The sequence below is a fragment of the Exiguobacterium sp. SH3S1 genome (genome assembly GCF_004337105.1).
Lineage (GTDB): Bacteria > Bacillota > Bacilli > Exiguobacteriales > Exiguobacteriaceae > Exiguobacterium > Exiguobacterium aurantiacum_A.
In genome coordinates, this window is record NZ_SJUW01000002.1 from 53,421 (window position 1) to 74,889 (window position 21,469).

General features: G+C 51.4%; 22 protein-coding genes. 2 read left to right on the forward strand and 20 right to left on the reverse strand.

All coding sequences use genetic code 11. The annotated features are described in order from the left end of the window. Positions 1 to 9 precede the first annotated feature (9 nt). The 9 genes from pheT to infC all read right to left on the reverse strand — a co-directional run bounded on the left by pheT (position 10) and on the right by infC (position 7,559). Positions 10 to 2,385 (reverse strand): phenylalanine--tRNA ligase subunit beta, encoded by a 2,376-nt coding sequence (gene pheT / locus EVJ26_RS03045; RefSeq protein WP_131457974.1) that lies wholly within the window; start codon positions 2,383 to 2,385, stop codon positions 10 to 12. Positions 2,386 to 2,397: 12 nt separating this feature from the next. After that, on the reverse strand, positions 2,398 to 3,420 hold the full coding sequence (gene pheS, locus EVJ26_RS03050) for a phenylalanine--tRNA ligase subunit alpha (RefSeq protein ID WP_131457973.1): 1,023 nt from the start codon (positions 3,418 to 3,420) through the stop codon (positions 2,398 to 2,400). 298 nt (positions 3,421 to 3,718) lie between these two features. Then, complete coding sequence (locus tag EVJ26_RS03055) at positions 3,719 to 4,465, reverse strand: TrmH family RNA methyltransferase (RefSeq protein ID WP_131469729.1); 747 nt, start codon at positions 4,463 to 4,465, stop codon at positions 3,719 to 3,721. 1 nt (position 4,466) lies between these two features. Beyond that, on the reverse strand, positions 4,467 to 5,543 hold the full coding sequence (locus tag EVJ26_RS03060; protein WP_131457971.1) for a M42 family metallopeptidase: 1,077 nt from the start codon (positions 5,541 to 5,543) through the stop codon (positions 4,467 to 4,469). A 25-nt stretch (positions 5,544 to 5,568) separates the two neighbouring features. Beyond that, positions 5,569 to 6,051 (reverse strand): dUTP diphosphatase, encoded by a 483-nt coding sequence (locus EVJ26_RS03065; RefSeq protein ID WP_131457970.1) that lies wholly within the window; start codon positions 6,049 to 6,051, stop codon positions 5,569 to 5,571. Positions 6,052 to 6,074: 23 nt separating this feature from the next. After that, the gene (locus EVJ26_RS03070; RefSeq protein ID WP_070326953.1) at positions 6,075 to 6,329 is read right to left on the reverse strand and encodes a hypothetical protein; all 255 of its coding nucleotides are present in this window, start codon (positions 6,327 to 6,329) and stop codon (positions 6,075 to 6,077) included. Positions 6,330 to 6,415: 86 nt separating this feature from the next. Then, positions 6,416 to 6,775, reverse strand: coding sequence for a 50S ribosomal protein L20 (gene rplT, locus EVJ26_RS03075; RefSeq protein ID WP_016508086.1), 360 nt, complete (start codon positions 6,773 to 6,775; stop codon positions 6,416 to 6,418). Between the two features lie 28 nt (positions 6,776 to 6,803). Next, positions 6,804 to 6,998: a 50S ribosomal protein L35 gene (gene rpmI / locus EVJ26_RS03080; protein WP_016508031.1), complete on the reverse strand. Its 195-nt coding sequence runs from the start codon at positions 6,996 to 6,998 to the stop codon at positions 6,804 to 6,806. Positions 6,999 to 7,028: 30 nt separating this feature from the next. Then, positions 7,029 to 7,559 carry a translation initiation factor IF-3 gene (gene infC, locus EVJ26_RS03085; RefSeq protein WP_131457969.1) on the reverse strand — a complete coding sequence of 177 codons (531 nt, stop codon included), beginning with the start codon at positions 7,557 to 7,559 and terminating at the stop codon, positions 7,029 to 7,031. A gap of 348 nt (positions 7,560 to 7,907) precedes the next feature. Here infC and EVJ26_RS03090 point away from each other — a divergent pair, with 348 nt between their 5' ends. Beyond that, positions 7,908 to 8,117 (forward strand): hypothetical protein, encoded by a 210-nt coding sequence (locus tag EVJ26_RS03090; protein ID WP_131457968.1) that lies wholly within the window; start codon positions 7,908 to 7,910, stop codon positions 8,115 to 8,117. Positions 8,118 to 8,446: 329 nt separating this feature from the next. Here EVJ26_RS03090 and EVJ26_RS03095 read toward each other — a convergent pair whose 3' ends face one another. The 8 genes from EVJ26_RS03095 to EVJ26_RS03130 form a co-directional block, all read right to left on the reverse strand. Continuing rightward, complete coding sequence (locus EVJ26_RS03095) at positions 8,447 to 9,310, reverse strand: DUF1002 domain-containing protein (protein WP_131469860.1); 864 nt, start codon at positions 9,308 to 9,310, stop codon at positions 8,447 to 8,449. A gap of 112 nt (positions 9,311 to 9,422) precedes the next feature. Beyond that, positions 9,423 to 11,360, reverse strand: a complete 1,938-nt coding sequence (gene thrS / locus EVJ26_RS03100; protein WP_131457967.1) for a threonine--tRNA ligase — start codon at positions 11,358 to 11,360, stop codon at positions 9,423 to 9,425. A gap of 309 nt (positions 11,361 to 11,669) precedes the next feature. Further along, the gene (dnaI, locus tag EVJ26_RS03105; RefSeq protein ID WP_070326949.1) at positions 11,670 to 12,584 is read right to left on the reverse strand and encodes a primosomal protein DnaI; all 915 of its coding nucleotides are present in this window, start codon (positions 12,582 to 12,584) and stop codon (positions 11,670 to 11,672) included. Positions 12,585 to 12,589: 5 nt separating this feature from the next. Further along, complete coding sequence (locus tag EVJ26_RS03110; protein WP_131468358.1) at positions 12,590 to 13,939, reverse strand: DnaD domain protein; 1,350 nt, start codon at positions 13,937 to 13,939, stop codon at positions 12,590 to 12,592. Positions 13,940 to 13,981: 42 nt separating this feature from the next. Continuing rightward, entirely contained in the window at positions 13,982 to 14,449 is a 468-nt protein-coding gene (nrdR, locus tag EVJ26_RS03115) for a transcriptional regulator NrdR (RefSeq protein ID WP_131457965.1), read from the reverse strand. Positions 14,450 to 14,461: 12 nt separating this feature from the next. Then, positions 14,462 to 14,833 (reverse strand): hypothetical protein, encoded by a 372-nt coding sequence (locus EVJ26_RS03120; protein ID WP_131457964.1) that lies wholly within the window; start codon positions 14,831 to 14,833, stop codon positions 14,462 to 14,464. A gap of 111 nt (positions 14,834 to 14,944) precedes the next feature. Beyond that, entirely contained in the window at positions 14,945 to 15,331 is a 387-nt protein-coding gene (gene speD, locus EVJ26_RS03125; RefSeq protein ID WP_114167243.1) for an adenosylmethionine decarboxylase, read from the reverse strand. A gap of 231 nt (positions 15,332 to 15,562) precedes the next feature. After that, positions 15,563 to 16,594, reverse strand: a complete 1,032-nt coding sequence (locus EVJ26_RS03130; protein WP_131469731.1) for a glyceraldehyde-3-phosphate dehydrogenase — start codon at positions 16,592 to 16,594, stop codon at positions 15,563 to 15,565. A 155-nt stretch (positions 16,595 to 16,749) separates the two neighbouring features. On the opposite strand from EVJ26_RS03130, the gene EVJ26_RS03135 reads away from it, so the two are divergent. Then, on the forward strand, positions 16,750 to 17,232 hold the full coding sequence (locus EVJ26_RS03135) for a site-2 protease family protein (protein WP_131457961.1): 483 nt from the start codon (positions 16,750 to 16,752) through the stop codon (positions 17,230 to 17,232). 16 nt (positions 17,233 to 17,248) lie between these two features. Here the strand turns inward: EVJ26_RS03135 and coaE are convergent, their stop codons facing one another. Genes coaE through polA form a run of 3 tightly spaced genes read right to left on the reverse strand, consistent with a single transcriptional unit; the run spans position 17,249 to position 21,309 of the window. Then, positions 17,249 to 17,854 carry a dephospho-CoA kinase gene (gene coaE / locus EVJ26_RS03140; RefSeq protein WP_131457960.1) on the reverse strand — a complete coding sequence of 202 codons (606 nt, stop codon included), beginning with the start codon at positions 17,852 to 17,854 and terminating at the stop codon, positions 17,249 to 17,251. Positions 17,855 to 17,866: 12 nt separating this feature from the next. Beyond that, complete coding sequence (mutM, locus tag EVJ26_RS03145; RefSeq protein ID WP_131469733.1) at positions 17,867 to 18,691, reverse strand: DNA-formamidopyrimidine glycosylase; 825 nt, start codon at positions 18,689 to 18,691, stop codon at positions 17,867 to 17,869. A gap of 20 nt (positions 18,692 to 18,711) precedes the next feature. Then, complete coding sequence (gene polA / locus EVJ26_RS03150) at positions 18,712 to 21,309, reverse strand: DNA polymerase I (RefSeq protein ID WP_131469735.1); 2,598 nt, start codon at positions 21,307 to 21,309, stop codon at positions 18,712 to 18,714. Positions 21,310 to 21,469 lie beyond the last annotated feature (160 nt).

The following is a 21,469-nucleotide window of genomic DNA, read 5'->3' on the forward strand; positions in this document are numbered from 1 at the left end:
TGTTGTCTGTTAAGCGCGTACTTCTGCGCCATATTCGATTTTGACTGCTTCGATGATTGCATCATACGACGCTGTCACTTCCTCATCAAGAAGTGTACGCGTCGGATCTTGATATTTGAGCGAGAAGGCAATCGACTTCTCCGTTTCACCGACGTTATCGCCCGTGTAGACGTCGAACAGAGCGAGCTCGATCAAGAGCGGACCAGCCGCCTGTCTGATCGTCGCCTCGACTTGACCGGCCGGAATGTCACGCTTCAACACGAGCGCAAGATCTCGCGAAATCGATGGGGAACGTGGTACGTCTTGATAGACGAGCATCGCTTCAGACTTCAATGCGCCAAGGTCGAGCTCGAAGACGTACACTTCTTTCAAGCCGTATGCGTCTTTCGACACGGCCGGATGGACTTGTCCGACGTATCCGACGACGTTCCCTGCGATGAGAACGTTCGCCGTGCGGCCAGGGTGCATGTCTGAAATGACGGCCGCTTCATATGTCACGTCGATGCGTTGCGAGCGCATGAGTGTATCGACGATGCCTTTCGCGACGAAGTAGTCGACCGGGACGCGTGTTCCTTGCGAGCGGTGATCGTACCAAAGTCCTGTCACTACGCCCGCGACGCGTTCCGTTTCGCGTGGTAACGTCTCTCCGTGCTCTACGTACACACGTCCTGTCTCAAATAGACGGACGTTCGCTTGTTGACGCGCCGTGTTATAACGGGCCGCTTCAAGCAATCCCGGAACGAGTGACGTCCGTAGCACCGAACGCTCCTCGCTCATCGGCATGGCGAGTCGGACAGTCGTCGCTCCCTCGCCGTCGAACCGTGACGCATGAAGCTCGCTCGTGAGCGAGTAAGTGATCGCTTGTGACAAGCCCGTTCCTTGAAGGACGCGGCGCACTTGACGACGAAGTACGTTGTCTTTTGGCAGGTAGCCTTTCGACTGCGATGCTGGGAGCGTCGACGGAAGGCTGTCGTATCCGTATAGTCGCGCCACTTCTTCCGTAATATCAGCCGGCACTTCTAGGTCCGGTCGCCGCGACGGGACGTGAACCGTCAACGCTTCGTCTCCTGTCACGTCTAACCCGAGCCGCTTTAGAATCTGTTTGATCGTCGTCTGGTCGAGATCCATCCCGAGTCGATGGTTAATATAATCGATTGACACGTCAATCGTGCGGGCGTCGGACGCTTTGCTTCCAGCGATGACGGGTTCACTGATTGTCCCGCCGCTCACGTTGACGATCAGCGCAGCGGCACGGTCAAGCGCGAGGAGTAAACGTTCCGGATCGACTCCTTTTTCGAAACGGGCGCTTGAATCGGAACGAAGACCAAGCGTTCGGCTCGTCTTCCGGACCGAGGCCGGCGTGAAATAAGCCGACTCCAGGATGATGCTCGTCGTCGTCGCGTCGACTTCGGTATTCGCTCCGCCCATCACTCCAGCGATCGCGACCGGATGTTGTCCATCGGTAATGACCATCATCGATGAGTCGAGTGTGCGCGTCGCATCGTCAAGTGTGACGATTTCTTCTCCGTCCTGGGCTTGGCGAACCAAAATGGTACGGCCGAGCTTAGACGTGTCAAACGCATGGAGCGGTTGACCGAGTTCGAGCATGACGTAGTTCGTCACATCGACCACGTTATTGATCGGGCGCACACCTTCCGCGATCAAGACGTTTTTTAACCACTGTGGCGACTCGCCAATCGTTACCCCGTCGACGCGTCGCGTCGCGTAGTATGTGCAGTTGTCTGTCTCGAGTCGAACAGACACGTCGTTCGGTGTATCCGTTTCGACATCGGCTGCTGGCAACGTATACGGGCGTTCTAAAATCGCCGCGACTTCATGAATGATGCCGTATAGGCTAAGGCAGTCCGAACGGTTCGGCGTCAATCCGAGTTCAATCACTTCGTCATCGAGATCGAGCAAGCTGATGACGTCCGCTCCGACTTCAACTTCTTCCCGGAACGTATGGATGCCGTCCTGTTCGTCTTCGCGAATCTGTTTTTTCTCGAAACCGAGTTCTTCGAGCGAACAGATCATGCCTTGCGACTCGACGCCACGAAGTTTTGCTTTTTTGATTTTAAGGCCAGGTAGTCTTGCGCCGACTTTTGCGACGATGACATGTTGTCCGGCCGCGACGTTCGGTGCACCACAGACGATTTGGACAGGGCTGTCGTCACCGACGTCGACCGTCGTCACGCTCAACTTGTCCGCCTCTGGATGTTTCGCGCATGAGAGGACGTGTCCGACGACAAGACCTTTCAATCCTTCAGAGCGGTCTGTCACACTCTCGACTTCAATCCCGTTTTTCGTGATCAAATCGCCTAACGCTTGCCCGCTCAAGTCTGAGACGTCGATATATTGGTTCAACCATTTTTTCGATAATAACATGTATGATCCTCCTTAGAATTGCTCGATGAAACGTAAGTCGTTTGTATAGAAGTGACGAATATCATCGACACCGTGTTTGAGCATCGCCATCCGTTCGACACCGATCCCGAAAGCAAAGCCAGACATTTTCGTCGCGTCGTAGCCCGCCATCTCGAGGACGCGCGGATGGACCATCCCGCCTCCAAGAATTTCAATCCACCCTGTCCCTTTACAGACGTTACAGCCTTTGCCGCCACACTTGAAGCATGAGATATCGACTTCAACGGACGGCTCTGTGAACGGGAAGAAACTTGGACGAAGCCGGATTTCTCGTGTCTCACCGAACAGTTGCTTGACGAACACTTCAAGCGTGCCTTTCAAGTCGGCCATCGAGATATGCTCATCGACGACAAGTCCCTCGATTTGCATGAACTGGTGTGAATGGGTCGCATCATCTTCGTCGCGACGGTACACTTTGCCCGGACAAATGATGCGAATCGGTTTCCCGTCCGCATCGAGCATCGTCCGTGCTTGCACCGGCGACGTATGCGTCCGCAGCAGCGTCTCGTCCGTGATGTAGAACGAGTCCTGCATGTCACGTGCCGGATGATCTTTCGGCAAGTTCAGCATTTCAAAGTTGTACAGATCGGTTTCGACTTCCGGGCCTTCGGCAATCGTATACCCGAGACCGACGAACAAGTCTTCCATCTCGTCGACGATTTGTTGCAGCAAGTGGCTATGTCCCGGAAGTGCCGTTCGACCAGGGAGCGTGACGTCGATCGTCTCGGCTGCGAGTTTCGCTTCGAGCTCGACCGCCTTCACGTCCTCGATCCGTGCCTCTAACACCTCTTGAATCGTCGTTCGCACCGTGTTGGCGAGTTCACCGACGACCGGGCGCTCTTCGGCGGACAACTTGCCCATCCCGCGCAATACTTCGGTCATCGGGCCTTTTTTACCTAAATACTTAATCCGGACGTCATTCAACGTTTTTTGTGATGACGCCGTTTCAATTTCTTGAAGTGCCTCACGTTGTAATTGTTCTAACTGTTCTTTCATCAATGTTTCCTCCTCTACAAAAAAAGTCCCTTCAGTCGATGACTGAAGGGACGAATAAACGCGGTACCACCCTACTTGGCCGATCAGGCCCACTTGAGAGCATCGGTATCGGGATGCCAGTTCGGTGTTGTCTCCAACACGACTCCAGAGTGAATTCAGCGCCGACCTCGGCATCGGCTCTCAATCTAGGCCGATGCTCCCTGTGCTCGTTCGGGGGTTCGCGTACTATGCTCTTTCAACGTCTTACCTATATTGTTCGATGTTTCTAAATTATCACGATTCTCAAGCGGTGACAAGGTTATTGTAGCGCGATGCGATACATGAGAATGCCGGCGGCGACTGCCGCGTTCAATGACTCGGCTTCTCCGATTACAGGAATGTGGACACGTGTGTCACAAAGGGCGAGCACGTCGTCATGGACGCCTTGTGCTTCATTCCCGATGACAAGCGCGATTTGATCGTTGAACGCGACTTGGTCGTATGACTTCGCATTCGAGAGTGCCGTCCCATAGACGTGAAACCCTAAACTTTTCAGTTCCGGCAACGTGTCGAGCAAGTCGACCGATTGAATGTTCACATGGAACAACGATCCTTGCGTCGCCCGTACGACTTTGGCATTGAACGGGTCGACCGTACCTTTGCCGAGAAACACGGTATCAAATCCGGCTGCGTCTGCTGTCCGAATCATCGTCCCGAGGTTACCCGGATCTTGAATGCGGTCAAGGACGAGCACATGCTTCATCTTGCGTTCGACCGGCGTCATCTTGACGACAGCGAACACCCCTTGCGTCTTCTCTGTTTCTGATAACAGATCGGCGACATGGTCGGACAGTTCGAGCACCGGCATCTCATCTAGACGCCATGAACTTTTCGGACGATAGGATTCGCCCATAATCAATTGGACGAGTCGTCCGGCCCGGATCGCTTCGTCGACCAAGTGTTCACCTTCAACTAAAAATTGCCCAGACTCTTGTCTGCCTTTTTTCGTCATCAAGCGCTTCAAACGCTTAATCGTCTCGCTTTTCGTAGACGTGATTTTCGTCATATTATCCCTCTTTCAACCATTGAACCGTTTCGTTATCCAACCGCTTGGTGAGCGCCACGACTAAATCGATGGCCGCTTCATAATCGGCTTTATGGATGATTGACACGTTCGTATGCAAATAACGGACTGGAACCGTGAGCGCGACAGCCGGCATCCCGACTCCTGATAAATGGAACCGTCCGGCGTCGGTGCCGCCGCCCGGTGTCAAATCTAACTGATACTTAATGTCTTCTGCTTTCGCGACTTCGACGATCAAGTCGATGAGGCGCGGGTTCGTGACAGTCGTCGCATCAAAGAAGATGACTTGAACGCCTTCACCAAGTTTTGACAAACCTTCTGCCGGTGTCATACCTGGCGTATCACCTGGGATACCCGTATCCACGGCAATCGCGACGTCCGGTTTAATCAAGTTTGCCGCTGTGACGGCTCCACGCAATCCGACTTCCTCTTGAACCGTGGCCCCCGAGAAGACGGTTCCGGGCGCATCATTTTTCAGACGTTTGGCCGCTTCAATCGCGATCGCACATCCGATTCGGTTATCCCATGCCTTCGCCATCAAGAAGTCTTCATTTTTCATGACCGTGAACTCGCAATGCGGCACGACCGTGTCACCTGGACGGATTCCCCACTCGGCGACTTGTTCTTTTGACGTCGCTCCGATATCTAAGAACATGTCTTTGATCTCGACCGGTTTTTTACGAGCTTCGGCTGGAAGGACATGCGGTGGCTTCGCACCGATCACGCCTGGGATTTTCTCTCCAGAGCGTGTGACGACGTCCATGCGTTGAGCGAGCAATACTTGGTTCCACCAGCCACCGAGTGCTTGGAAGCGCAGGAAACCACTATCTTCGATGCGTGTGACCATAAAGCCGACTTCGTCCATATGACCGGCAATCATGACACGCGGTCCCTCACCGTTCCCTGTCACACGGCCGAACAGACTACCGAGACCATCCTGTTCGAACGCCTCGACGTGGGGCTCGAGATACTCGCGCATGAGTGAACGGACTTCCCCTTCGTTTCCCGGAACGCCAGTCGCATCCGTCAGTCGTTTTAGCATATGTAAAGTTTCATTCATCTCGTATCGCTCCCTTTCGACTCCATTAGTAGCCTTGATTTTGTCGCTCATGGTTGACTTCATTCTTCGATACATACGCCGTCAGAATCAATTTCTCGTTGAAACCTAGCGTATAGCCTAGTTCGAGATATGCCGCCATCAGCGTCTCGTACATCGCTTCTGTCTTCGACAAACCAAAATTCGTCACTTTTCGAAAGATATCTAAAAAAGCATCAGTCGCGTCAAGATACGAGCTTCCTGCCGGGAACGACTCCCGTTCGTATCCGAGGGCGAGTCCGAGTGACAGTAAGAAATGGATACCGTCAACGTACTCTTCTAAGATCACGTCTTGAGGCGACGGGCCTTTCGTTGACCAAAATTTAAAACTTCGGGTCTCATTGGCGAGTTCACCGAGTTCGACGAGTAAAGCGAGTAGCCGTTCATCGAATTGGTTGCCGGATAGTTGATGTTCTTGTTTGATCCGCTCATCTAATTCACGTTGCCGATCAAATAATGTTGTCCAGTTCACCGGTTGCTCCTCCTATTCTCCACTTAAAGCAGTACTAAAATCATTAAAGACCAGCCCACTGCTAAAATCAATACTTGTATTTGCATGCTTTTTGGGGCATGAACCGTCTTTTGGCGTGTCAAATGAAGTCCAAACAACGCTCCAATGGCTCCTCCGGCATAGGCGTATAGCACGTTGAACTTCCCTTCACCGTGCGTATACTGCTTCGCCTGAAAATACGTATAGACGTTTAAAGCGATGAGCGCCAACGCGACGATGGCCAAGATAGATTGATCCATAGCGTGTCCTCCTTATCTTCATCTTAAGAAATTTACGAGAAAAAAGAAAGCGCCGAGATAGAGTCTCGGCGCTTTCGATTGAACGATTACGCGTTCAATTTTGATTTAGCTGTGTTAGCGAGTGAAGCGAACGCTTGTGCATCCGATACTGCAAGCTCAGCAAGCATCTTACGGTTGATGTCGATCCCTGCAAGCTTGAGTCCGTGCATCATACGGCTGTATGAAAGACCGTTGATACGTGCTGCCGCGTTGATACGTGTGATCCAAATACGACGGAAATCACGTTTCTTTTGACGACGGTCACGGTATGCGTACATGAGTGACTTCATGACCTGTTGTTTTGCTACTTTAAATAGAATATGTTTCGAGCCATAATAACCTTTGGCAAGTTTGATTTGCTTTTTACGACGTTGACGAGTCGTATAACCGCCTTTTACGCGTGGCATATAGTTTCCCTCCTAAATTCCTTCTGTATTACTTCGCAATCATGTTGCGAATACGTTTGTAGTCTCCAGCTGATACGATAGCACCTTTACGGAGCTTACGTTTCGCTTTCGTCGATTTGTTACCGAACAAGTGACTTGTGAAAGCGTGTGAACGTTTGAGTTTACCTGATCCTGTACGTTTAAAACGTTTAGAAGCACCGCGGTGCGATTTCATTTTCGGCATGAGTATTTCCTCCCCACTATGACTCGATGATTAATCTTCTTTCTTCGGAGCCAGCACTAAGAACATGCTGCGTCCTTCCATCTTCGGCTTTTGTTCAACTATTGCCAAGTCGGCACATTCCGCCGCCAATTTTTCCATAACACGTCTGCCGATTTCCGAGTGTGTGATGGCACGTCCGCGGAAACGGATCGACGCCTTCACTTTGTTTCCATTTTCAAGGAACTTGCGAGCGTTACGCAATTTGGTTTGGAAATCGTTGTCCTCGATTGTAGGACTGAGACGTACTTCTTTCAATTGGATGACTTTTTGGTTTTTACGCGCTTCTTTCTCTTTTTTCTGGAGTTCGAAACGGTATTTACCGTAGTCCATAATTTTAGCGACCGGTGGGTTTGCTTTGTCAGCGACCAAGACGAGGTCAAGTTCAGCTTCTTCCGCCAAGCGTAATGCTTCACTACGCGATTGTACACCGAGTTGTGCACCGTCCGCTCCAATAAGACGAAGTTCACGGGCACGAATGTTTTCGTTGATAAAGAGCTCTTTGCTAATGGTTAGCACCTCCATCGTGCGATTGCACGAGTTTTAGATTTTTAAATAAGACAACATAGTAATAGTAACAAAAAAAGCGTCGGCAGTTTCCCGCCCACACATCATTGCGTACTCAGAACGGCAAGACACCGAAACTGAATTACGTACATGATGGACCTGACCGAACCGATTCGGACGAGGTGAGAAGCGGGCGCTTCTGCTTTGTTGTATTTACTCACTAAGTCATCTTAACACTAGCAGAAAAAGATGTCAAGAATTCGCGCATGAATAATTGATAGCTCGCACTTTTATGATAATAACAGTCATTCCGTCGTTTCGCAATACCTTTTCAAAGGGAATAAAATAAAAAAGGAGGCGATGAGGATGAACTGGAGAAAAGACGTGAAACAAGATCACGATTATCATGATCAAATCAAACATATCGTCCAAGAAACGATGCGTCACCATGAAGTGAACGACGCCAAACTTGAAGCTGTATTGACCGATCTGCTTGAAGAGATGAACCGCATCACGTTGAAGATCGTCGATGACCATGAGTCTGCTCGGGACTATATCCATAAACGTTGGTATTAAAAAGCAGAGCCTTCGCTCTCAGCTTGTTGACTAACATGATTGATATCGCTCGTCCTTCCGGCGCCCACGCTTTCCGCAGGCAATCCCGGAGCCGCATCGCGACTCACGTCGCTGCTGGGTCTCCGTCGGATTGCTTTCCTGCGGGAGTCGGGGCGTCGTCGGACGAGCAACGCAAACGGTCGCCATCTGGCGGCCGTTTACATAGCATTTCTTCAATTTTATGTCGGGCAGAGCGCCTCGAGGTCTTCGCACATAAAAAAAGACGAACCAGATTGCTTTTAGCGACCTGGTTCGTCAACAGCCTGAGAGCCTTCGCTCTGCTTTTTCGTTTAGTTCGTCAACGACTTGAAGAACTTACTGAGCGACTCAAACAGCCGCGCAAAGAAACCTTGCACTTCTTTCGTCTCTAGAAACGCCTGCACGTCTTGGCCCGTTCCTTTTAACCCATCACTGATCGCTGTCCAATCCAAGTTGGCTTGCTGCATGTTCTCGAACAACGTCGTCAGCTGGTTCAATTGCGTATCTGACAATTGAACGTTGTTTTGATTCAACACTTGAATGACGATATCACGAATTTCAATATTCGTCTCGGGCATTTGATTCGCGATTTCCGCTTTGATCTCATTCATCAGCCCGGCCACATCTTCTTGACCGACCGTCTTCCCGATTTCTGACGTGACCGCAAGTTCTTCTTGCGCGAGATTTTTACGTTCCTCGGTCAGTTGAATCCCGGTCTCGTCAGCCGTCTGGTCGTACGCCTTCATAATACCTGTCAACGCAGACGTCCCGGTCACACGGATCGGGGACGTGATGTAAATATCAGCGTCAGTGACCCCGGCCGTGACGAGCGCGTTCGCATACATATCTTCCGTCACCCACGTGACGTTCTCGGTTTGAATATCAAGACCTGTCCCCTCAGTCAGCTTGATGCGGGCCGATGAGTACATGCCGCCGCCACGTTGTGCCTGGGGTACGGCGTCACCTAAATACTTCTCTTCGTCAGCTGCAGTCGTGATAATCGGTTCGATTCCTGCCGGCGCTTCGACACGCTCGAGCACCCAGTCTCGCTGCTCTGCTGATAATGTCTCCCCGAGGGTGACGATTGTATCGTCGACGATCGCTTCGGCGTTTACTTTAGGAATCATGCTAGTCGAGACGACCGTCCCGATCGTCAGCGCGATAATTGGTTTCATATAATTCAAACTGAATCACTCCTTTCTTCTACCATACGTGTTCTTTCATACATTGCGCATCCGTCTCTGGACCGAAAAGAAGACCACCCTTCCGTTGAAGGATGGCCTGCCTTTACCGTGAACGATTCGCGATTTCTTCAGTGAGGGACGTCAAGAACTCATCAAGCGTTGCCGACACTTGTTCTTGTTGACCGTAGCGACGGATGTTGACCGAACGCTCATCACGTTCTTTATCACCGAGTACGAGCGTCATCGGAATCTTCTTCATCTGTGCTTCACGAATCTTATAGCCTAACTTCTCATCCCGAAGGTCTGTCTCGACACGGACACCACGTGATAACAGTTTTGCTTTCACTTCAGCCACATAAGCATCATGGACGTGAGACACCGGGATCAATTTGACTTGGACTGGCGCGAGCCATGTCGGGAAGGCACCTTTGTACTCTTCGATCAAGTAGGCGACGAACCGTTCCATCGTCGACACGACACCGCGGTGGAGGACGATTGGACGATGATCTTTGCCGTCAGGACCTGTATACGTCAAATCGAAACGCTCTGGAAGCAAGAAGTCGAGTTGGACTGTCGACAGCGTCTCTTCTTTCCCGAGCGCTGTCCGGACTTGGACATCGAGTTTCGGTCCGTAAAACGCCGCTTCGCCATCCGCTTCGAAGTATGGAAGGCCGAGTTCGTCCATCGTTTCTTTCAATTGACGCTGTGCCGATTCCCAGATCGCATCGTTGTCGAAGTATTTCTCTTTATCGGCCGGGTCGCGATAAGACAGGCGGAACCGATAATCTTTAATCCCGAAGTCGGCATACACTTCTTGGATCAAGTGAACGATATCTTTAAACTCTTGCTTCATCTGCTCCGGTGTCACGAACGTGTGTCCATCGTTCAATACCATGTAACGGACACGTTGTAGACCTGTCAAAGCACCTGACATCTCATAGCGGTGCATGCCGCCAAGTTCGGCGATACGGAGCGGCAACTCACGGTATGAGCGCGGCTCATGCTTATAGATCGTCATATGGTGCGGACAGTTCATCGGGCGCAAGACGAGCTCTTCGTTATCCATCTCCATTTTCGGGAACATGTCGTCTTGATAGTGATCCCAGTGACCTGACGTCTTGTACAAATCGACCGAACCGAGCACCGGCGTATAGACATGCTGATAGCCGAGTTCGAGCTCTTTGTCGACGATGTAACGCTCGACCGTGCGACGAATCGAGGCACCTTTCGGGAGCCACATCGGCAAGCCTTGGCCGACTTCTTGCGAGACGAAGAACAAATCAAGTTCTTTCCCGAGTTTACGATGGTCGCGTTCTTTCGCTTCTTCAAGCAGACGCAAATGCTCGGCGAGCTGTTCTTTCGTCGCCCACGCCGTACCGTAAATCCGTTGCAACATCTTGTTGTCAGAATCTCCGCGCCAGTAAGCACCGGCGACGCTCATCAATTTAAAGACTTTCAATTTCGACGTCGACGGGACGTGCGGTCCCCGGCAAAGGTCAAAAAAGTCACCTTGATGGTAAATTGTAAGTGTCTCACTTGCCGGGATATCTTCGATCAACTCGACTTTGAGCGGGTCGCCGAGCTGTTTGTAACGCTCGAGCGCTTCGTCGCGCGTGACGACTTCACGTGTGATGTCGAGGTTTTCGTCGACGATCCGTTTCATCATCTTCTCGATTTCCGGCAAATCTTCTTCATTGATACGACGGTCCATCTCGATATCGTAATAGAACCCGTTCTCAATCGTCGGTCCGATGCCGAAATGAATCGTCCCCTCTTCGCCGTACAACCGCTTGATCGCTTGAGCCATCAAGTGAGCAGATGAATGGCGCATCAAGTCGAGGCCTGCCTCCGAGTCCGGCATGACGAGCTCGATTTGACCGTCGCGCTCGATCGGACGACGATAATCGATCAGTTCGCCATCGATTTTTGCGGCGATGGCTTTCTTACGAAGTCCCGGGCTAATCGAACCGGCTACTTCTTCTGCTGTGATACCAGCTTCAAACGCTTTGACTGCCCCATCTGGAAATGTCAATTGAATCATGTGTCTACTTCCCCTCTCTATTTGAAAAAAAATAAAAAAAGCCCATCCCTATGAAAGGGACGAGCTTTGATTCTCGTGGTACCACCCTCGTTCCCAAGCTGTAAGCTTGGCTCGAACACACGATAACGAGTGTGAATCGCCGCACGATTGACCCGTGCGGTGCTCCGAGGGAGTAAGTCGATCGGCGTGTTTAGGAAGCTCTCACCATTCTTCCCTCGCTTTGAAACCCGTGACGATGTCTCGTATCCTCTTCTATGCATCAGTTATATGGTTATTAGTATAGTCAACTCGTTCGAGAAATACAATCCTTTACCGGCGACGATTTTCGCCTTTCAGTTCGATCTGTGTCGTTGTCGTCGAGATCCGTTGCATGAGCCGCTGCGCTTTCATCTTGTTTTGCGGCGAGCCGTCAATCGAGAAGTGCGTCTCGAGCTCTTCGCTACTGAAGTTTGAGCTGTAGAGCGTCGGCAGACGATGCATCATGCGGTACTGTAAAATGATCCCGAACAGTTCGTCTCGTACCCACGGGCTGATCGCCTCGGCGCCGATATCATCAATCAACAAAATCGGCACGTGCTGAAACGAGGTCAAAAATGAATCGAACGAATCGGTACGAATTTTACGTTTCGCTTCCGAGACGAATCCTGGAGCGTGGACTAAAATCGTCTCGATGTCGGCGACTTTGAGTTCGTTGGCGATTGCGGCGAGCAAGTACGTCTTCCCGACCCCGAAACTGCCGTACAAGTAAAGACCGTTCACTTTTTGACGCGTCTTCATCCCCGAGACGAATCGCATCGCCTCACGGAGTGCGATTTTTCGGGCATCGTCCGAATAATCAAACGATTGAAAGCTCGCTTCCCGCACTTCTTCCGGTAAAAATAAGCTCTTGAACTTTCGATCCATCTCTTTTTGACGTCTCGCCTGGCGGTGAGCGACCGTCTCTTCATAGCGGATCGCAATTTGACCGAGATCGACATAAAGGACCGGCTGATGCCCGGGGATGACGGCTTGTTCATCGACAAGTTTCTTCCCGTCCATCTGCTCGGCATATTCGCTCAGTTTCGTAAATCCGACTTCAATCGCCGTCTCGTCGAGTTCTGGATGCGCCTTTAAAAATGTAATGACACCAGGGTGCTCGAGAGTTCGTCTGCGAATCGACTCGTACGCTTCCCGCACTTCTTTACGATTCATCATCTGGGCGAGCGTCTGATTGATCCGTTCCATGTCGCTCATCCTTTCTCTTTCAGTTCATTCAACAATTTGACGAGTTCCGCGTCATCTGGCACTGATGATTCGAGCGCCTCTTTTCGCTTCTGATCGTAAGACCGTTGCTCTTTCGCATCGTCTTCGAGCCATTTCGGTAATTCAGTCTTGTCTTTCCGACGCGAGCCGACCGTCGTACGCTGGACGTTCTCACGTTTTTGTTGCTTCTTCTCAATCAACGCGTCTTGCGTCGCTTCACGTTCTAATGCGTCACTCGCGTGCAAATAGCCCGCCGTCTTCCAACTCGTGGCGATGCGCATCACGTAATTCTCGCTGAGCCGCGTCTGTTTCTTCACTTCGATACAATAATAGAACAGAGCGTTGATCACACCTGGTGCGAGACCGAGTGTATCGACCATCTCGATGATGAGCTGTTCGTCACTTTTCGAGAGTTGTGGCGTCTTCCGAAGCGTCGATACGTACTGATGCGGGTGCGCTTCCTCCATGACCGTTGTGTCATGCAAATCGCCGACCTCCGCCTGCTCCGTCTCGTCCGACTTCACTTTTCGATGTCGCGTCTGTTTTTTCTTCAATTGTAATACCATCTGCCGGCAACCATCACGCTTCTCTTGTTCGCTGAGCGGTAAGTATGCTTCGTGAACGAAATACTCTTTTAGCATCTCGGCCATCGTCTCTTCATCAATTTGCGACACGTACGCGAGTTTTGTGATCGTCTCGTCTAACTTCTTCGTGAAGAAGCCGATTGGGAAGTTTGCCAGTTTTTTGACGATATCCATATCGAACGTATAGTTGATCTCAATCTTGGCGCGGTCCGGCTTCTCATAATTTTTTTGCGTGAACGCCATATGGTTGACCCCTTTGACGTCGAACACTTCGTTAAAGTCTTTCGTCACTTCGACGATGCCTGCCGGTAACGGATCGATGGTGAACCGTCCTTGCAACTGCTTGAATCGGACCTCTCCTACTTTATAGAAGAGAAAACTCGATAACAGCCCATCGTTTAGGAACGTGTGGGGCGCAAGCGGGACTCTCAGTTGATAGACGTATTGGGTGAGTCGCGCGTCTTTCGTCTTGTACGTCCGAACGAGGCCGATTGCCTCGAGCCGGAATAGACTGTCCGACAGTTCGTTAATCGAATAATCGAGCATTTCACACAAGGCGCTATGTGACATGTAGTTCGACTTCATTTTGCCCGGCTTCAATTCACTCCAAAGCGTTTGATACAAGGCGAGCGCCTTCACGCCGATGACGGGTTGATATAAATGATAAAGTGACTGATAAGACTCGCGATCAATGAGCCCAGTGCTCATGATCAATAGCTCATCAGTCCCGTAAAGAATCCGTTCTTTTTCCATAACGTTTCTCCCCTGAAAAAAGACGACCAGAAGGCCGCCCCTTTAGTTGGTCGATTTTTCTTGCTTCATTAATTCCTCTAACTCTTTAAAGAACACAGAGATGTCTTTAAACTGTCGATAGACTGATGCGAAGCGGACGTACGCCACTTCGTCGACGCGGGCCAGTTCGTTCATGACGAGTTCGCCGACTTGTTCACTCGGGATCTCGGACTGGCCGAGCGCCCGTAACTGTTGTTCGACTTTCGTGACCACACCTTCGAGTTGCTCGAGTGTGACCGGTCGTTTCTCACAGGCGCGAATGATCCCGCGCAGAACTTTCTCTCGACTGAACTCTTCGCGGTTCCCGTCTTTTTTGACGATGATGAGCGGCGTTTGTTCAACCGTTTCAAACGTCGTGAAGCGATAGCCGCACTTTTCACATTCGCGACGGCGTCGAATCGAATAATAATCTTGGACTGGTCGGGAGTCGAGCACCCTCGTTCCGTTATGATCACATTTAGGACAACGCATGCTCAGCCCTCCTTATCGTTCGACAGATTGATTCCCGATGGCACGGAGTGGGAACTTATTTTGTAAAGCATCATAATACGAAGCGACAACTTGTTTCAGGTCAGGACCGAGCATTTGTTCACGATTCATCGTGAAATCGACGGCGGTCCGCCCTCCGTCCACTTGAACGACTGTGGCCAACGCGTCCCAACCGTCACCGTAAAAGGCGAGCTCGCCTCGCTCGGCGTCGATTCGGCGCACCGTCTGCCCTTCCGTTTTAATTCGTTCATCTAACCATGTCAGGACTGCGTTCGGCGACGTCGCGAAATAGCGCGTGCGCAACGCCTCATTTTTATGCGTATCATCCGTTTGGATATGTGTTTGAAACTTGTCTAGTAATCCCATTGTCCACCTCGGCACCTAATTTATATACGTTAAGCATATCAAAATTAACGACTTAACAAAACAATTAAAAAGGCTGACCGAAAATCGGCCAGCCCCAAAAGGTCAATCGGATTATTTGTTGATCGCCACTTGTGCTTCTGGAACACGAATCGGTCCCATACCGCGGTCAAGTTTGACGTCTTCGCGAACTTTCGCTTCCAAGCCTTCAGCAATGTATTGTGAAGCTGTCGCTGGATCGATCCGGTCCCCACATGTGAACACATCGACTGATGCGTAACCATGCTCTGGGAAACTGTGAATCGTTAAATGTGATTCTGAAATGATAACGACCCCACTCACACCATGCGGCGCGAATTTGTGGAAAGCGACTTCGCGGACTTCAGCGCCCGAGCGAAGTGCTGCATCGACGAACAAACGCTCGATGTAGTCGATATCGTTCAATTTGTCGGGATTGCACTCCCAAAGTTCTGTAATAATGTGACGTCCCATAGTATCCATATTAGTGGATCCCCCTTTACATCAATGGTCTCAAAGTAGTTGATGATCACTCACTTTGTGCCTGAATCGCCCACAACCACGGGGGCAAGTTAGTCCAAAGAGGTCCTAACCCTTTAAGTTGCGTTTGTCAGACCAATTGAAGTTCACGAGATTGAGTGTATCCTGTTTGGGACGTCGATACAAGCTATTTGTTTGAATTCGTTAAAATATTTTTGACGGAATATATTTTTCTCAAGCGTGCGTTTCTTGTTGGCCAATTTGCAGGTAGCTCGCCACCATATCCAAAAGATCGACGACGCGGCACGAATAGCCCCATTCGTTGTCATACCAAGCGAGCACTTTGACGTGGTTGCCGCCGAGCACCATCGTCGAATCCGCATCGATAATCGAGGAGCGTTCGTCTCCATTAAAGTCGATTGAGACGAGCGGTTCGTTCGAGACACCGAGAATCCCGGTCATTTCTCCGTAAGCGGCCCGTTCGAACGCTTCGTTCACTTCGGCGGCCGTGACATCACGACGTAGCTCGACGACGAGATCGACGAGCGAGACGTTTGGCGTCGGGACACGAAGCGCCATTCCGTTCAACTTGCCTTGCAGCTCGGGAAGCACAAGGCCGATCGCCTTGGCTGCCCCGGTCGACGTCGGTATAATCGAGCCACCACAAGCCCGGGCCCGGCGTAAATCTTTATGCGGATTGTCGATATTGTTCTGGTCGTTCGTGTAGGCGTGTACGGTCGTGACAAGTCCTGTCTCGATGCCGAACGTCGAATCGAGCACTTTGACGACAGGTCCGAGGCAGTTCGTCGTACAAGAGGCGTTTGAGATGATATGGTCTTGCTCCGGCATATACTCGCGATCATTGACCCCCATCACAATCGTCCGTAAGTCGCCTTTTCCCGGCGCCGTCAAAATGACTTTCTGCGCCCCGGCCGTCAAATGCTTGCGCGCCCCGACGTCCGAATTGAATTTCCCCGTCGCCTCAACGACGATCTCGACATCTAGTTCTTTCCATGGTAATCGTTCCGGATCACGCTCTGCGATTAACCGAATCTGTTTCCCGTCGACAACGAGCATATCCCCATGCGCCCGAACAGTGAGCTCAAACGGCCCATGGACCGTATCGTGCTTGATTAAGTGAGCAAGCGTCTCCGCCGGATAACTCGCATTGATCGCCACGACGTCGTGACGCCCTTCAATCATCAATTTACGAAACACCATTCTCCCGATTCGTCCAAACCCGTTGATTGCAACTTTCGTCCCCATTCCAGTTCCCCCTTTTTTCTGCGTTACGACACCATTATAACGGAAAAATGGAAGCGTTTTCACTATGTATCGTCACATTTTTATCACTTTTTTACAGTTTCGTTTTTGAAAAAGAGGGAAATTTGGTGTAGAGCTTTGGAAAGGAGCTACGTTATATGTTTGATTGGACAGACTTAGACCAATTTGTCATCTCGTTTTTTATCATCTTACCGATTGTGACAATTATCCATCAATTCGGTCATTTCTTTTTTGCGAAATTATTCGGGGGATCACTAGATATGGAGATCGGGACCGGGAAGAAACTATTCAAGGTCGGGCGCATGCAGTTTAACCGCGTCTACTTCTATGACGCCTGGTGCCAATTCTCAGACTTGAAATACAGTAATCGCTTGACGAGGAGTATCGTCTACGCGGGCGGATCGATCTTCAATCTATCGAGTATCTTGATTGTGAACGGGTTTATCCTGACACGGGAGATTGAACCGACCCTCTACACGTATCAGTTCGCCTATTTCTCGTTTTACTATGTGTTCTTCTCGCTCTATCCGATCTATTACTCGAACGGACATCCAAGCGACGGGCGCGCCATTTTCGACACATGGAAAAAAGGGGGACCGGACTCAGACCCGCTCAACTGAACAAAAAAAGAAGGCGTCAGTCGCCTTCTTTTTTCATGTCTTGAAATTGTTCGACGAGACGCGTCACTTGGGGCAACAAGTCCCCGAGCGCCCCGTTGTTGTTGATTAAAAAGTCAGCGTGATGCTTCTTTTCTTCAATCGGCATTTGCGAGTGGATCCTTGCGAGCGCTTCTTCTTTCGTCAAGCCGTTACGCTCCATGAGACGCATCAACTGCATCTCTTCCCGGCAATAGACGACGACCGTATAATCGACGAGGTCACGCATCGTCCCTTCGAACAAGAGCGGGATGTCAAAGATGACGACAGCTTCCCCTGCTGCCGCAAAGATCTGCATCTGCTCCTGCATCTCTTCCCGGATCGCCGGATGCATGAGCTGATTCAACAATTTCCGCTTCGCTTCATCATGGAAGATCTCTCGCCCGAGCGCCGGCCGGTTCAACTGCTCACCTTCAAAACAGCGCGGAAACGCTTCTCGGACAGCAGAGTAAGCTTTACCTTCAGGGTCGACGACGGTACGGGCAATCTTGTCGGCATCGATAATCGGGATCCCTTGTTGTCGGAATAGGCGGGACACCGTCGACTTCCCTGTCGCGATGCCGCCTGTCAAACCAATTTTCAACATTGTGTCCACCTCTTACTGTTGGCAGTGCGGACAGTAATGCGTCCCCCGTCCACCTAGTTTCATCTTTTCAATCGGCCGGCCGCAATTGTTACACGGTTCACCGGTCTGTCCGTAGACGTAGAGCGTCTCTTGAAACGTTCCGGCCGCCCCGTCCGGATTCGTATAGCTGCGGATCGTACTTCCGCCCCGCTCGATCGCTTCTAATAACACGGCGACCGCTTCTTGACGGACGGTCTCAACTTCAGTGAGTGAAAGCGAGGCTGCTGGCCGGGTCGGATGAATCCGTGCCCGGAACAACGTCTCGTCGACATAAATATTGCCGAGACCGACAAAAATCGATTGATCGAGCAACGCCGTCTTGATTGCTCTCACGTTCATGCGTTTCAGACGGGCGTGCAACGTTTCGGCCGTCACTTCAGGGTCGAACGGCTCGAGCGCGAGCAGCGACAGCGGCGGCGTCACGAACAACTCGTCGTTCGTCCGAAGTTCCATCGTGCCGAACTTCCTGACGTCGTTATAGTGCAGGCTCGTACCGTCGGTGAACGTGAAGACGACGTGCGTATGCTTGACCGGATCGACGACTTCGCTGTGCGGAAAGAATTTCCCTTCCATCCGTAAATGGGAGACGAGGTAGCCGTTCGTCAATTTAAATAAAATGAACTTGCCGCGCCGCTCGACGTCGACCATCGTCTCGCCGATCAACTGTTGTACCCACACGTCGGCCTCATGTCCACGAATGATTTTCGCGTCGCGTACATCGACGTCTTGAATCGTCTTTCCGGAGACGAACGGTCGCAGTCGGCGACAGACCGTCTCTACTTCTGGTAATTCTGGCATATCGATTTCCTTCCTTTACTTTATTTCGTGTCGAACCACGTCTCACCGAACGAGCCGTCCGCCCGAAGCGGGACGTCGAGTGTGATCGTATGTTCCATCGCCTGCTTCACAAGTTTTTCAAGCGCGGACGTCTCAGCAAGCGGTCCTTCAAAGATGAGTTCATCGTGAACTTGAAGCAATAGTTTCGATTGCAGGCCCGATGCTCGAAGGGCCGTATCGACGTCGATCATCGCTTTTTTAATGATGTCCGCCGCCGTCCCTTGAATCGGCGTGTTGATAGCCGTCCGTTCGGCAAAGCCGCGCAAGTTGAAGTTGCGGGAATGGATGTCCGGGATGTTACGGCGACGTTTGAGCATCGTCTCGACGTACCCATGTTCCCGCGCCCGCTCGATGGCGGCATCCATGAAGCGCTTCACGCCAGGGAACTGCTCGAAGTACGTGTCGATGAACGTCTGCGCTTCTTTCCGGCTGATCCCGAGGTTTTGCGACAATCCATAATCACTGATGCCATAGATGATCCCGAAGTTGACCGCCTTCGCTTGACGCCGCATGAGCGACGTCACTTCTTCTTTGGCGACACGGAACACGTTCGCCGCCGTCGACGTATGAATATCTTCGTCATTCAAAAATGCCTCGAGCATCTTCGCGTCTTGCGACATATGCGCCATGATCCGGAGCTCGATCTGCGAGTAGTCGACCGCATACAGCACCCAGCCCGGCTGACTTGCCGTAAACGCCTTACGGATTCGGCGTCCTTCCTCGAGTCGAATCGGGATGTTTTGCAAGTTCGGATTGACCGATGACAGTCGCCCTGTCTGTGTGAGCGTCTGCGTGTAGCGTGTATGAATCTTCCCGTCCGCTTTGATGACTTTTTGCAAGCCCTCGACGTACGTCGACTGCAGTTTTCCGAGCTCACGGTAATGCATGATATGTTCGACGATCGGATGGAGCGGCGCTAGCTTCTCTAACACGTCGGCTGCCGTCGAGTATCCGGTTTTCGTCTTCTTCACGGGTGGGAGTGCCAACTTCTCAAACAAGATGACGCCAAGCTGTTTCGGCGAATTGATATTGAACGACTCGCCGGCCAACGCGTGAATTTCTGTCTCGAGCTGATCGAGCCGGTCCCTGAGGTCGGTTTCCATCGCTTGAAGCGTCGCCACGTCGACGTGAATCCCGGCCCACTCCATTTCCGCGAGCACCGAGGCGAGCGGACGTTCTAAATCTTGATAAAGCGACGTCTGCTCGTTTTGGTCGATCTCCGGAATGACTTTCGCGAACAACGTGAAGATGGCCATCGCCTTCTCGCCGAGATGTTGGTCGAGCACCGCTTGTTCCGGCACGTGCAGTTTCGCCCCTTTCCCGTAGACGGCCTCGTCTTCAGGCAACGCGTAATCGAAGTGCGCGGCGATCGAATCGAGCGTCGTTCCGCCCGACAAGTTGAGCAAATAACCGGCGACGAGCAAGTCTTCGTAGCCGCGAAGTGTCAATTCGTTCCGTTTCAATTGAATGATCGTCTGTTTGGCATCCAAACAGATCGTTTTCCGGGTCTCGTCCGCCAGCCAAGCCTTCACGTCCGGTACGTCTAACAACGACATATCCCCGACGGTCACACCGACTTTCGATGCGATCGCCACACCGATGATGTCGTCTTCGAAATAGTCGTCCCGCAGCTGTTCGATAAACAGGACGGCTTCTGTCAAATCTTGCTGTTCGATGCCGACGTGCGTCACGTCTCGCGCTTCTGCCGCCTCTTCCGTCGTCGCATCGGTGTTCAGCTTGCCGACCAGTGATTTGAACTGAAGGCTCATGAACAACGGTTTGACTTTTGCCGCGTCATACGGATGGAACTGTAAGTCATCCACACTGACGTCGATCGGGACGTCCGTATGGATCGTCGCGAGTTGTTTTGACATCCGGGCTTCCTGCTCGTTCGCCTCGACTTTTTCTTTTTGCTTCCCTTTTAATTCATGTGTATGTTCATACAGCCCTTCGACCGAGCCGTAATTTGACAGCAACTTGAGCGCCGTCTTCTCGCCGACACCCGGAATTCCCGGTATGTTATCGGATTTATCGCCCATCAGCCCCTTGAGATCGATCATTTGGCGAGGTGCCAAGCCCTCGTAACGTTCGTGGAACGCCACCTCGTCCATCGTCTCGACGTCAGTGATGCCACGTTTCGTTAAGTAGACGGTGACCCGCTGATCGATCAGTTGAAGTAAATCTTTATCACCCGTGACGACCGTGACTTGTTCGAACGCCTCGTTTTTCGAAAGTGTCCCGATTATGTCATCAGCCTCATATTGATCGAGTTCGAGCACTTTGATCCCGAACGCCTCACACAGTTCACGAACGATCGGGAACTGTTCGCGGAGCTCACCCGGTGTTTTCTGCCGCCCACCTTTATAGTCCGCATATGTATCGTGGCGGAACGTCTTCTTCGACGCATCAAACGCGACCGCGAAATGCGTCGGTTGCTCGTCTTCCATCAACTTTAAAAGCATCATCGTGAATCCATACACCGCGTTCGTGTTTCGTCCCGATGCATCCGTCATCGGAGGCAACGCGAAAAACGCACGATACGTCAGTGAGTTTCCATCGAGGAGCAGTAATTTATTCATCGTCCAACCTCCATTCTCTTCTGTATCCATCATATCATACGGGCACATGCGTTCGAAAAAAAAGACCCTTTTCTAATTACTAGAAAAGGGTCAATCTTCTCGACCGAGTGGAGATGAGCACCGGCCGGGATACGAGATGATGAAGAGGTCTCATCAATAG